The sequence below is a fragment of the Bradyrhizobium sp. C-145 genome (assembly GCF_023375135.1).
GTDB classification, from domain to species: domain Bacteria; phylum Pseudomonadota; class Alphaproteobacteria; order Rhizobiales; family Xanthobacteraceae; genus Bradyrhizobium; species Bradyrhizobium zhanjiangense.
Map to the genome: position 1 here is coordinate 6,209,014 of NZ_CP088150.1, position 12,565 is coordinate 6,221,578.

Annotated in this window: 9 protein-coding genes; 3 read left to right on the forward strand and 6 right to left on the reverse strand. The window is 56.7% G+C overall.

The window, feature by feature from the left end:
• Nucleotides 1-124 precede the first annotated feature (124 nt).
• The 6 genes from LRP30_RS29330 to rfbC all read right to left on the reverse strand — a co-directional run bounded on the left by LRP30_RS29330 (nucleotide 125) and on the right by rfbC (nucleotide 5,957).
• Nucleotides 125-1,123, reverse strand: a complete 999-nt coding sequence (locus LRP30_RS29330) for an NAD-dependent epimerase/dehydratase family protein (RefSeq protein WP_249756989.1) — start codon at nucleotides 1,121-1,123, stop codon at nucleotides 125-127.
• A gap of 19 nt (nucleotides 1,124-1,142) precedes the next feature.
• On the reverse strand, nucleotides 1,143-2,315 hold the full coding sequence (locus LRP30_RS29335; RefSeq protein ID WP_249756990.1) for a DegT/DnrJ/EryC1/StrS family aminotransferase: 1,173 nt from the start codon (nucleotides 2,313-2,315) through the stop codon (nucleotides 1,143-1,145).
• Between the two features lie 232 nt (nucleotides 2,316-2,547).
• Nucleotides 2,548-3,423, reverse strand: coding sequence for a glucose-1-phosphate thymidylyltransferase RfbA (rfbA, locus tag LRP30_RS29340; RefSeq protein ID WP_249756991.1), 876 nt, complete (start codon nucleotides 3,421-3,423; stop codon nucleotides 2,548-2,550).
• A complete protein-coding gene (gene rfbD / locus LRP30_RS29345) occupies nucleotides 3,332-4,318 on the reverse strand; it encodes a dTDP-4-dehydrorhamnose reductase (RefSeq protein ID WP_249756992.1) in 987 nt (328 codons plus the stop codon). The genes rfbA and rfbD overlap by 92 nt, the downstream gene beginning before the upstream one ends.
• Before the next feature lie 8 nt (nucleotides 4,319-4,326).
• Complete coding sequence (rfbB, locus tag LRP30_RS29350; protein WP_249756993.1) at nucleotides 4,327-5,385, reverse strand: dTDP-glucose 4,6-dehydratase; 1,059 nt, start codon at nucleotides 5,383-5,385, stop codon at nucleotides 4,327-4,329.
• Between the two features lie 14 nt (nucleotides 5,386-5,399).
• The gene (gene rfbC, locus LRP30_RS29355) at nucleotides 5,400-5,957 is read right to left on the reverse strand and encodes a dTDP-4-dehydrorhamnose 3,5-epimerase (protein WP_249756994.1); all 558 of its coding nucleotides are present in this window, start codon (nucleotides 5,955-5,957) and stop codon (nucleotides 5,400-5,402) included.
• Between the two features lie 652 nt (nucleotides 5,958-6,609).
• On the opposite strand from rfbC, the gene LRP30_RS29360 reads away from it, so the two are divergent.
• The 3 genes from LRP30_RS29360 to LRP30_RS29370 all read left to right on the forward strand — a co-directional run bounded on the left by LRP30_RS29360 (nucleotide 6,610) and on the right by LRP30_RS29370 (nucleotide 12,520).
• The gene (locus tag LRP30_RS29360; protein WP_346016180.1) at nucleotides 6,610-8,796 is read left to right on the forward strand and encodes a polysaccharide biosynthesis tyrosine autokinase; all 2,187 of its coding nucleotides are present in this window, start codon (nucleotides 6,610-6,612) and stop codon (nucleotides 8,794-8,796) included.
• Nucleotides 8,797-9,213: 417 nt separating this feature from the next.
• Nucleotides 9,214-10,887: a hypothetical protein gene (locus LRP30_RS29365; protein WP_249756996.1), complete on the forward strand. Its 1,674-nt coding sequence runs from the start codon at nucleotides 9,214-9,216 to the stop codon at nucleotides 10,885-10,887.
• Between the two features lie 166 nt (nucleotides 10,888-11,053).
• Nucleotides 11,054-12,520, forward strand: a complete 1,467-nt coding sequence (locus LRP30_RS29370; protein WP_249756997.1) for an exopolysaccharide biosynthesis polyprenyl glycosylphosphotransferase — start codon at nucleotides 11,054-11,056, stop codon at nucleotides 12,518-12,520.
• The last annotated feature ends 45 nt before the right edge of the window (nucleotides 12,521-12,565 follow it).

A 12,565-nucleotide genomic window follows, 5' to 3' on the forward strand; every position in this document is an offset into this window, starting at 1 on the left:
GCTTTCTGTCAAGTGCCGGTCCTCCTATCGGGAAGACCGCCTCGAGCACGCAAAGTGCAGTGCCAGGACGGCTGCACGCACGGCTTCGGCTTCTTCACGGGATGTTGTGGCACAGCAGGGGGACTCATGAAGCCAGAGCCTGTCGTTGCCGCGCGGTTGCAAGTCCTCGTTCGGAGCGCCACCACTTCACAAACTCCGTCAGTCCGAGTTCGAGCGGCACTGTGGCTTGGAAGCCCAACAGACGTTCCGTTTTGCCTGTCGACGCCACCCGGCGCGGTACAGGATTGATCGAGTGCTCGGGCGCGATTTGCGGGAGCACGCCGTCATGGCCCATAACGGAAGCCAAGGCCGAAGCGAGCTGCACCAAGCTTGTTTCGATACCGCTCCCCACGTTGAACACCTCGTCGCTGACCTTTGCCCTCGCAGCAAGGATGGTTGCGCGTGCTGCGTCACGGACATGCACTAAGTCCAAGGTCTGCTGGGCGTGCCCAACTATTACCGGCGGCGTTCCAGCCTCCACTTCCTCCATCCAGCGGATCAACATCTCGGCGTATCGACCGTGCACGTCCATTCGGCTGCCATACACGTCAAAATATCTCAAAGCGATATAGTCGAGACCATGCATATCGTTATAGGCGCGGAGCAGGCCTTCATTGCAGACCTTCGCTGTTCCACAGAACGTACGGTTTCCATACGGGTTCTGATGCTCCGTCGTCGGAAACTCCTCCGCCGCGCCGTACACCGAAGCGGAAGACGCGGCGATGAACTTCTCGACGTCATACTTGACGCAAAGTTCAAGCATGTCAAAGGTACCGTTCACCATGACCTCCATGGCAAGACGCGGTTCGGCCATGCAATGGGCACTGCATGGTGCAGCATGGTGAAAGATGATGTTGGCTCCCTTTACGAGAGCTTCTACCAACTTGGTGTCGCGCAAATCGCCGCGGACCAATCGCACGGGTCCTCGATTAAACGACTTCCTAAGATTCTCCGGTCGGCCGGTCGTCATATTGTCGAGCGCGACGATCTCGACGCAGCCTTCGTCGCACAACAAATCTACGATATGCGAACCGATGAATCCGGCACCTCCGGTAACGAGAACGCGTTTACCCTTGAGATCCATCCTGACCGCTCTCCTGGTTCTAGGCTAATCGGCCATATCGAGGCCTTTTGTCGTGAAATGCCCAGTCGCTCCGAAATATCTGGGCCTCTCGTGGAGCGACTTTTCTCACTTCGGCGGCAACAATGCCGGCTCGCTCCGGCAACAGCTCGGGATAAATCGGAAGCGATAGAAATTCACGCGCAAGCCTCTCACTTACAGGCAGATCGCCGACGCGATATCCAAGTTCTACGTAGCTCTGTTGTAAATGGACCGGAACCGGGTAATGAATGCCGACGCCGATCCCCGCGCGGCCTAGCATGGCAAGAGCCTGATCGCGATGCTGAAGCCTAAGGGCGTAGATATGACAGACATGCCGGCTGTGGCTGGGTGGCCGCGGACGCGCGAGTGCCAGATTGGACAGTTCCTGATCATACTGCGCGGCGATCGATCGACGTGCCTCGGTCCAGGCTTCGATGTGGTCCATCTTTACGTTCAGTACTGCCGCCTGCAATTCGTCTATTCGATCATCGTATCTTGCGAAAACGTGATTGCGCTCGTCATCCTGAGTCCGATCGAGAAGCCACGACACACGTCGCGCGAGTTCCGGCTGATCGGTAACAACTGCTCCGGCCTCACCATGGGCTCCGAGGTTCTTGTCGGGATAGAAGCTGAAGCAGCCGAAATCTCCGATCGAGCCGGCACGGCTGCTCTTATACACAGCACCATGCGCCTGCGCAGCGTCCTCGATTACAAAGAGACCATGGCGGCGGGCAATCGACATGATTGGATCCATGTCGGCCATGAGTCCATGCAGATGGGCCGGCAGGATCGCCCTCGTTTTGTTCGTAATCGCAGCCTCGATTAGAGCAGGGTTCATTGTCCAGGTAACTGGATCAACGTCCACAAAGACAGGTGTTGCACCGCAGCTGATAATGGCAGCCGTCGCCGCGACGAAATTCATCGAGACCGTGATCACTTCATTGCGCGGGCCCACTCCAGCGGCCAGCAATGCGAGCCGGAGCGCCAATGTGCCACTGTTAACGGCGCAGCAGCAAGCGACGTTGCAGTAATCCGCGAAGCGTTTCTCGAAAGAGCCCGCTTCAGACCTCGATGCAGACCGCTCGCCTCGAATGGCACGCGCGATCGCAACGTCGATTTGCGAACCGACTGTCTGAGCTTGTGCCTTCAAGTCCAAGAAAGGTATTGGTACCATGCTCGCTGGTCCGACAACTCAGACGATTTAATATCATTACTTATTTTAATTCAAATCATAAATGACAAAATTCCGATAACATATTTTCAAGCTGCACCACATAACGCGGGTCGGCTTAAATCGGCCGAAAGCCAGCCATCAGAAGTTGCCCGACAGGGGACCATATGGACAGCGCAAAGTTTTCGATCCCAATCTGCAGCCGGCTCCGAGACAGTCGACTGTCATCTCGGTTTTATCGGACGAAGTGCAAGACTTCATTCAGATACATGCCATAGCCGCTTTTCTCCAAGGGTCTGGCCAGCGTGGCGACTTGGTCGCGATCGATGAAGCCCTGCCTCAGCGCAATTTCCTCAAGACAGGCAACCTTCATCCCCTGGCGCTTTTCGAGCGTCTGCACGAACATCGCCGCATCGATCAGCGATTCCACTGTGCCAGTATCTAGCCAAGCGAAACCCCGCCCCATCCGCTCGACATGGAGTGCCTTGGCCGAAAGATACCGCATCTGCAGATCGGTGATCTCGAGTTCTCCGCGAGACGACGGCTCGATGCGCCGTGCGTAGCGCACGACGTTGTTGTCGAAGAAATAGAGACCGGTGATCGCCCAGTTCGAGCTCGGCTGCTTCGGCTTCTCCTCGATTCGCAGCGGGCGACCGTCCTCATCGAACGTAACGACGCCATACCTCTCCGGGTCTCGTACATGATAGGCGAAAACGGTTGCACCTTCCTCACGCTCGGCAGCCCTTGCGAGCATTTCGCTCAGGGCGTCGCCAAAGAAGATGTTGTCTCCAAGCACCATCGCAACGCGATCGTTCCCGATGAAGTCTGCGCCAACAATGAACGCATCCGCCAGACCGGCGGGTCGGGGCTGCTCCGCGTAACTGAGCTTAATTCCCCATTGACTGCCGTCCCCCAGTAAGCGCTCAAACTGACACCGATCTGATGGCGTGGTTATGATAAGGATCTCGCGCACGCCTGCCAACATCAGCGTCGACAAGGGATAGTAGATCATCGGCTTGTCATAGATGGGCAGTAGCTGCTTGCTGACCGCCCTCGTGATTGGATACAGTCGAGTTCCGCTGCCCCCGGCCAGCACAATTCCTTTCAGCATCGATGCTACCTTCCACGAGTTGGTCGAGACAAGTTTCGAGAGAACAAAGCCATAGCGGCAATCGAATGCCTAAGACGCGTTCGGCCTTGGATGAATCGAGGCGCGAATTCCGCGGCCGTCGCGCGGCCGTCTGGTACTGTTCGCTCGTGATAGCCTCAAGCTGCGGCACTCGGATTCCGCGATGAGCGAGCAAGTCGAAGATCGCTTGGGCAAACCCATGCCAGGTCGTCTCACCTTGTCCGGCAAGATGAAAGATGCCGGCCATGGCTCTACGATCGTGGATTAGCAGCCGCGCCGAGAGCTGAAGGATCGCCGACGCAAGGTCGAGCGCGGAAGTTGGATTTCCGCATTGATCCTGAACGACTTTGACGATCGGTTGCGATTCACAGAGCCGCAGCATCGTCCGAACAAAGTTGTTGCCATGAGGACTGTATAGCCATGAAGTGCGAATTACCGTTGCGAGCGGGTGAGCCGCTAGAACTGCAGCTTCGCCAGCGAGCTTCGATGCGCCGTACACATTCATTGGCGCAGGAACATCGCTTTCATCGTAAGCATCCAGCTTTGTGCCGTCAAAGACATAGTCGGTTGAAATGTGGATGAACGGTATATTCATTTGCCATGCGACATCGGCCAACGCGGCCGCTGCGTCGCGATTGATGCTGAATGCTCTTGCTACTTCCGATTCTGCTAGGTCCACCGCCGTGTAAGCGGCAGCGTTGATGATCATGGATGGTGCGAATGGATCGATCGCTCGACGGAGTTCCCCATGAGCCTCCAGATTGAATTCGCTGCGTCCAAGGGAGACCACGGGCATGCTGTCCAGCACCGCGAGGTCATGAAGACACCTTGCCAACTGACCATTGCGACCGGCAATCAAAATGGGCCTTTCCGTCATTTGCAGCCTCAATGTTGTGTGGCCAAGAGCCCTAGACGTGAGCCGTCATAAACCCTGCTGCGGGCACGCTCCCACCACGCGCGGTTCTTGAGATACCATGCGACTGTTTCGGTCAGCCCCTGCTCGAACGTCCTTGTGGGACGCCAGCCGAGCTCACGGCGAGCTTTCGATGCGTCAATCGCGTAGCGGACATCGTGTCCCGGACGATCCGGCACAAAGGTAATCATCAATCGTCTCGTTGCCGGACCGGGATACAGTCTGTCGACGACGTCGCAGATCTGGGTGACCACGTCGAGGTTGGAGCGTTCGCTATCGCCGCCGAAATTGTACTTCTCGCCGGGCTTGCCTTCCGACAGTAGCGTTATCAAACCTGCCGCATGGTCTTCAACATGCAGCCAATCGCGTACGTTTCGGCCGTCGCCGTACACCGGCAGCGGCTTGCGCTCGATCGCATTAAGAATCATCAAAGGGATGAGCTTTTCTGGAAATTGAAACGGGCCATAGTTGTTCGAGCAATTCGACACAATGACCGGCAGGCCATAGGTCTTGAACCATGCAAGCGCGAGATGATCCGAGGCTGCCTTGCTCGCCGAATAGGGCGAACTCGGCTGGTAAGCCGTTTCCTCCCGGAAGTAGTCGGCAAGTCCGAGTGAGCCGTAGACCTCGTCTGTCGAGACGTGAACGAAGCGAAACCGCTTTCGTCGTGGCACCGAGAGGCCCTCATAGTAATTTCTGGCTGCTTCCAACAACGTGTAGGTGCCCACGATATTCGTGGCAATGAAAGCGGCCGATCCGGTGATCGAGCGGTCGACGTGACTCTCGGCTGCGAGGTGAATGATCGCATCGGGCTGGTAGCTGCTGAACACGAAATCCATGGCCCCGCGGTCGCAGATATCCTGCTGCTCGAACAAGTATGACTTTAGCCCCTCGATAGACGCCAACGAGGCTGAGTTGGCCGCATAGGTCAGCTTGTCGACATTGATTACTGCGGCGCCCTTCTGCAGCACCAAGCTACGGCACACTGCAGAGCCGATAAATCCCGCTCCGCCGGTCACCAGAACGCGCATCTGACCGCTCTCCGTCACTCGAAAATGGCCGTAAGCTGGTCCAGCCTGGGCAGGGACCTGTCTTTTGGCGACACTTGGGCCTCGACTGTTGTCACCGGCCACTCGATCGCCAGTGCCGGATCGGCCCAATAGAGCCCTCCGTCATGGCTTGGAGCGTAGACCTGGTCGACCTTGTAGAACACGACGGTCTCAGGTTGCAGCGTGCAGAAACCGTGCGCAAAGCCTTTCGGGACAAGCAGTTGCTCACCCGCTTTGCTATCCAGCTTGACAGCTATATGCTTTCCGAAGGTCGCCGATGAGCGCCGAAGGTCGACCACGACATCCAGAATAGCGCCGCTTAGCACTCGTATGAGCTTGGCCTGGGCGAACGGCGGTCGCTGGAAGTGCAAGCCTCGGACGGTGCCAACCTTATCTGAGCTGGATTGATTGTCCTGAACGAAATCGACGAGAATCCCTTTCTCTGCGAACGCCGATCGCCGAAATGTCTCGCAGAAATAGCCCCGGGCGTCGCATACTCGATCCGTGTGAATCATCTTAATATCTGGGATCTCTAAAGACCGTACTTCCAGCATAGAAACGTCCTCAGGTACGTAGTCGCAACGAGATCTTCAAAGCACCGAATTGCTCTCGTCGAAACTGCTCTCGCCGTTGTCATTCGAGCTGTCATGATGGGCGCTCGCGGATGCCACGCGTTTGCGGCGCTAGAGGAATCCGAGGCCTTGAGCCAACTCGCCGTGCCTCGCCATGTCAGCAAAAACGCGGCCCATTCAAGCCGTTCGACCGTCGTTGAATGATCGTGTCGGCCCGACGCGCTTTTTAACTTCACCCATGAGTCCCGCCGGGGCACCATTACCACCGAAATTCAAATCGCATTTAATTACATCCGCCGATCCCTGTCAGGCGCAACAGCGGCACTGCGCAAAACGGCCAAACACCCTTCCCCACAGGAGCCGTTCGATTAATATCAGAATAATATTTAATTTGGCAATCATATTTTTCTGCGTTATATTCAATTAATAAATCATGCACCGAACGCTCGCATGCGGGCGACCGATCCGACATGCTCCCGACCCAGACAGGTACCCCATGCTTCAGAGCAATCTTCTACAGACTGACAGAACGCGCTTGCCTCTGGGTGGGCAGGCCCAGTCGAACCAAATCGACGGCGGGGGGATCGGCGATCTCGTCAAATTCGCGATCGTTTTTGTAAGACGTCGATATCTTATGATCATCGTCACCGCGGCTCTCGTATTCGCTGGCGCGGTGCTCTACCTGCGGTTCGCTCCCCCCACCTACACAGCTCAAGCACAACTCCTGTTGTCGAATCCTCGAGCTCAATTCGTTCAGCAACAGTCCTTTCTTCCGGAGCCCGTCGTCGACGCGGCCCAAATCGAAACGCAACTGCAGATGATAAGATCGCGAGGCATTGCAGCGGCAGTCATAACGCAGCTGGAACTCGCCAACGATCCAGACCTTACCGGTTCGTGGTGGTCCTTCAGCTTGCTACTACATCGCATTCGAAACCACGGCCAGCAGCCGGAGTACGGTTCGAAGGCTGATACGCCCAAGGAGGGCGCGATCGACGCGTTGTTGGATAGGCTCACCGCGTACAGGATCGGATTTAGCAAGATCATCGAGGTCAGCTACAGTTCGAGCAACGCGGAACGCGCGGCGGAGATCGCTAATGCCGTGGCTAACGCGTACATTAACGACCAAATGAATGCCAAATTCGAGGCCACGCGAACGGCAGCCAGTTGGTTGCAGGAACGTCTGCATAATCTCAATGAGCAAGCACTGACGGCCGAACGAGCCGTGAGCGCATATAAATCCCAAAACAACATCGTCTCGACCGGCGGAAAATCAATTGACGAACAGCCCGTCAACGATCTCAACGCCCGATTGGTAGCCGCCCGAACCCAGACTTCCGATGCACAGGTCAAGTTCAACCGCTACGGCGCGATCCTGCACGCTAATGCAGCTGGCTCATCCACCATCAGCACTCCTGACGCGGCGAGCGCCGATGTCCTGCAGAGTACGATTATCAATACGCTTCGCCAGCAATATCTCGAGTTATCACGTCGCGAAGCTGATTGGTCAGCCCGGTTCGGGCGCGACCATTTGGCCGTTGTCAACCTGCGGAACCGGATACGTGACATTCGCACATCCATCCTCGAAGAGGTTAAGAGGCTCGCTGAAACCAGCAGAAACGAATTGGAAGCTGCTCAGCAGCGGCAGCAGGAACTCGAGAAGCAGCTTACTCGAGCCGTCTCGCAGTCGCGCCTAACGAACTCCGCAGAACTAACCATACGGGAACTGGAGAGCCGAGCGAAAAGTCTGCGCGCCATGCATGAGGCGTTTCTGCAGCACTCCATGGGGACGGCTCAGCAGGAGACATTTCCGATTTCGGAAACACGTGTGATCCTTGCCGCCTCCCCGCCAGAGCGCAAAAGCAAGCCGAAGGCAAAGTTGGTGCTGGGCTTCGGCCTAGCCGCGGGGCTCGCACTCGGGATCGGCTTGGCTCTTCTGAGAGATATTATGGACAGAGTTTTTCGCACGTCTTCACAGGTGGAGGCCGCACTGGAGCTACCGTGCTTGTCGTTGGTCCCTTTGCTGTCGTCTCCGAAGGCGCAGAAGTCGACCGTCCGATCCCAGCAATCGAATGAAGATCTGCGATCACGCACGATGTCAAACGTGCCGACGCTTCACCGAGCCGTCATCGGAATGCCCCTTTCCCGCTTCACGGAAGCCATCCGTTCAATCAAGCTTGCTATAGATCACACCTCCGCGAAGGCTTCCAATCAGGTGATCGGAATCACGTCGGCTCTGCCAAATGAGGGCAAGACGACGATTGCAGCCTCTCTAGCTCACCTCATCGGACATAGCGGCAAGCGGGCTATTGTGGTCGATTGCGATCTTAGAAACCCTTCACTTTCTGCTGCCATGGCTCCAAACGCTACATTCGGATTACTCGAGGTTGCAAGCGGAAAGCGTTCCCTCGAAGAGACGATCTGGCACGATCCCAAAACTAATCTCGCATTCTTGCCAGCCGTCCGCCGCGGGCCCCTGCTTCACACGAGCGAGATCCTTTCTGCCGAAAATATAAGCAAGCTATTCGATCGTTTGCGGCAGGCCTATGACTACGTCATTGTGGATTTCCCTCCACTCTCGCCACTGGTGGATGTGCGCGTCACTGCGCCCTTGGTCGACTGCTATGTTCTCGTCGTCGAATGGGGGCGGACGAAAATCGATGTGGTTCAGCATGCCCTGCATACTGCGCCGACCATCTCTGATTCCTTGATCGGCGTAGTCCTCAACAAGACTGATATAAGGGCGATGGCACGGTACGACGCTCACCGAAGTGATTACTACGATGACAGCCACTACGTCAGATACGGCTTGTCGGACTCTTAGGATGACTTTCTCTGACATACGTCAGACCTAACGATGGAGTCAGCGCCTTCAGCAGTATGCTCTCCGATTTGAGCGGGGCAGGGTCAGATTTGGTGTGAAATGGTTGTCCAGTCTACAATGCTCGCTGTGCCTGCGGCCATTGCTGCGGCTGAGAACCTATGGGGTCCAGGGGTATCGGGCATTCTTGCGGCAGCTATACTGGCTGTCGGCCTCTTCTCCAGCTCGTCAACCCTCGCCTGCTTCGCGAAGCTTCTGCGGCCCCTCTTCATTCTGGCTCTAGCCGCACCGGTGCTTTGGATCGCCTTGCAAGTTGTTCCGATCCCGCTCCGCGGCCTCGGAAATCAGATCTGGGCGACAGCGTCGGCAGCCCTGGACCAGCCTCTCGCAGAGAGGTTCTCGGTTGATGTACGCGAGACGATGCTGGCACTTTCACATTATAACGTTGTCCTCGCAGCGGCCCTCGTCACCGCGATCGTTGCTCTGGACAAACATCGGGCGGCGCAGGTCCTCTATATCCTCGTATCGATCACCGCCGTCATCTGCATATTTTCTATATGGAGAAAAAGCAACCTGGGTGGCCCCTGGTCCGCCGAACAAGCCTGGACAGGCTCGACCGCGGCGGCACTTGGTGCCCTTCTCTCCACTGCAATGGCTATCCGTGCGGTCGACCAGCTGCGGCTGCCTAGACGCTCGCCTCGCTCGCCGACAGCACCGCTCGTCATTCTTACCTGCGCAATTCTAGCATTGATCGTCTCCGTTGCGGCGATCGCGCTTTTTAGCGGTTCGACCGCGCTGATTGCCGTTCTGCTCGGGGCGACAACCATCCTCACGGTGGTCGCTATTCGCAAATGGTTTTTTGGCCTGTGGGGCAGAGCTGGTGTTCTTGCGAGCGCCACCATGTTGTTCGTCGCCAGCTTCACTTTCGTTCCGATTAATCGGAATGCTGACCTGACGATGGCCTTGTCGACGCAAGCTCGGGCAGCAACTGAGCGGATGCTACAGGACACTCACCCGATCGGGACCGGTGCAGGCACGTTTGTTGCGCTTCTGCCGATTTATGGGGATGTTGGCATGCTCGCAATGCGCGAACGGCCGACCGCTGCCGCGGCAGTCGCGGTCGAAATGGGACGGACGTTCCTCTGCGGCCTGTTGATAGTCACCGTCATCAGCGCCTGCATCTTGTTCGGGCGCGCCTTGTCTCGCAATCACGGTTACTTGTACCCAGCCGTCGGCGCAGGGGCTTCCATATCGTTGACAATACTGGCCTTTGCCGAAAGCAGCCTTTTCGATTTATGGGCATCACTATTGGTGGCGGCGGTCTACGGCCTGGCTTTTGCTCAAAGCCTGTCCGGTACAGCCCGCGACGTGAAGTCCATCGAGTTGCGGCAGCTTACGCAGGAAACCAGCGACCGGACCACGGCAGCGCGACGAATTCCTTCAACCATCTTCGCTTGCCCATGGCCTCTGACGCGCGTTGCTCTGACAATGATCGGATTGCTGTTAGCTGCGCAAGCAGCTTTGGTCTCGCAAAGCTGGCCTTTTGGTGATCGCCTCTCAGTTACATCGGTTGCCGGTTCGAACGAAGCCTGGACCTCAGCGCTCCAATCCACGCGCGAGAACATCGCGACCATCTCGGGATCTGCAACTGTGCGCCTTAAGTCTGACAAGGCTACGGACCCGCAGAATACCGGCCGGTCCGCGGACTTGAATGCTTTTTCTGCAGTGCTGGAATACTCACCCCTTCGAGGCGACGTTTGGCTCATGCTTGCGGCGCTTTCAAAGCAGCACGCGGCGACTTATGACACGACAAGCTTACTTAAGATGTCCTACTATACTGCACCAAACGCGCTGGATCTTATTCCACTACGGCTATCCGTTGCTCTCGGCACTGATGCTGCGATCAAGGAGCCTGAGCTTCGAGATCTTATCCGACGCGACCTCAAAGTTGCAATGACCGGCCAGGCCGCACTCCGGCCAGCCATCGCCACCGCATACCGGTCGGCATCAGCAGACGGCAGGGCGTTTGCCGAGAGCTCGATTTCGGAGCTCGACCCAGGTTACGTTCAGAAGTTGCGCTCGCGAGGCCCATAGCTTTTTTCAGCGGTATGCCCCAATTGCACCCAAATCGGTCCTGGTCGCGACGCGTTTAACAGCTCCGATTAAATTTATCGAACTCGCAACGAATTCAGGTTGATTAAATACATTTAAATTTATAGTATATTAATCATTAACCGCCTGCGCTCCTTGTTGATTAGCCATGAATTTTATCAACCGGCATATCGGCGACCATGAGAGCGATCTAACTCTCGTCAGCTCACAATCGTCCATTGCTGATGAAGGCAAATGGCCCGTCCGGTACGACTCTGTCGAATTTGTAGCGGTCTGCGCCGATATCGCGACCATTCTATTCGCCGGCTTCCTCTCCGCGCTTCTTTCACCTGGCAGCCCGGCACCAGCTGGACTAGCCCAGGCATGCGCCTACGCAGCAGCAGCATCAGTATCTTTTGTCTACATTCTGAAAGGCAGGGGACTGTATCGGCCAACCGAACTCCTCGTATTCCGAAGCCAAGTTCGCGCCATTTGCCTCACGTGGATCTTGTTGCATGTCCTGGCCGCCGCCGTGGAGATGCTCGATGACAATCCACAGTTTTTCCGAGGTGCCGGGCTCCTGTTTGCGGCACTCGGCCTGGCATCTTTGATTGCGCAACGGTGCGTTGCCAGGATACTGCTAATAAAATGCTTCAGTGGCAGGAGGTTCGCTCGGACGAATCTCGTCCTGATCACCGATCAGCCGCCCTCGACTCATGCTGGTCTGGCCGAGACTCTCGCGATCCTCGGCTATCGCGTTAAGGGCCGCTTTGGTTTGCCTGCGATAGGTTCGGACCCTGGTTTCAGAAAACGGCTCAGCTCCCGCGTGATCGAACATATTCGTAACTCCGAAGTCGATAAAATCGTGCTGGAGGCCAATCCGGAACGTTGGGCCGACCTTCGTGCCTTTATCTCCGATTTGAGAGTGCTGCCATTCCCTATCGTGTTCGTCCCGGTTGGTGCTGCATCCGAACTGCTTCGACATCCGACGAGGAGCTTGGGAAGTGCCGCTTGCGTAGAGATCCAGCCCGGCCCCCTCAGCGCAATCGAGTGCGCAAGCAAGCGAGTAGTTGATATCATCGGTGCGGGACTTGCTTTGACAGTCTTTGCACCATTCCTCGCGATAGCTGCGGTCGCGATCAGATTGGATTCTCCCGGTCCGATCCTCTTCAAGCAACAAAGATGCGGCTTCAATGGCCGAATATTCTCCATCCGAAAGTTTCGGACGATGCATGTGCTTGAGAATGGACCTGTCGTCGTTCAGGCAACGCCTCTTGACCCTCGCATCACCAGGGTCGGCAGATGGCTACGGAGAACGAGCTTGGACGAGCTGCCGCAGTTGTTGAATGTTCTTGACGGCAGCATGTCACTGGTAGGCCCACGCCCCCATGCCTTGGCCCACGACGGACAGTTCGACAAGCTCGTCCGGAAGTACGCCTTCCGGCGCCGAGTGAGACCCGGATTGACCGGATGGGCCCAAATCCATGGCTGCCGCGGACCAACGCCTACAGCGACCATGGTTGAGAGGCGTGTGGAGTACGATCTCTGGTATATCGACAATTGGAGTCTTCGCCTTGATCTCGAGATCCTGCTGCGGACTCCTCTTGAGGTTTTGCGGGGCCGCAATGCCTGTTGAGTTGCATTACTCTTGGCGGCCACCCGGCAGTCACTTTTCAGCCGC

What these genes read in the sequence shown, in the direction of transcription:
- LRP30_RS29335 (WP_249756990.1), bottom strand. Translation starts at nt 2,315, where the DNA reads ATGGTACCAATACCTTTCTTGGACTTGAAGGCACAAGCTCAGACAGTC.
- rfbA (WP_249756991.1), bottom strand. Translation starts at nt 3,423, where the DNA reads ATGCTGAAAGGAATTGTGCTGGCCGGGGGCAGCGGAACTCGACTGTAT.
- LRP30_RS29360 (WP_346016180.1), top strand. Translation starts at nt 6,610, where the DNA reads ATGATCATCGTCACCGCGGCTCTCGTATTCGCTGGCGCGGTGCTCTAC.
- LRP30_RS29365 (WP_249756996.1), top strand. Translation starts at nt 9,214, where the DNA reads ATGCTGGCACTTTCACATTATAACGTTGTCCTCGCAGCGGCCCTCGTC.
- rfbD (WP_249756992.1), bottom strand. Translation starts at nt 4,318, where the DNA reads ATGACGGAAAGGCCCATTTTGATTGCCGGTCGCAATGGTCAGTTGGCA.
- LRP30_RS29330 (WP_249756989.1), bottom strand. Translation starts at nt 1,123, where the DNA reads ATGGATCTCAAGGGTAAACGCGTTCTCGTTACCGGAGGTGCCGGATTC.
- LRP30_RS29370 (WP_249756997.1), top strand. Translation starts at nt 11,054, where the DNA reads ATGAATTTTATCAACCGGCATATCGGCGACCATGAGAGCGATCTAACT.
- rfbB (WP_249756993.1), bottom strand. Translation starts at nt 5,385, where the DNA reads ATGCGCGTTCTGGTGACCGGCGGAGCGGGATTTATCGGCTCTGCAGTG.
- rfbC (WP_249756994.1), bottom strand. Translation starts at nt 5,957, where the DNA reads ATGCTGGAAGTACGGTCTTTAGAGATCCCAGATATTAAGATGATTCAC.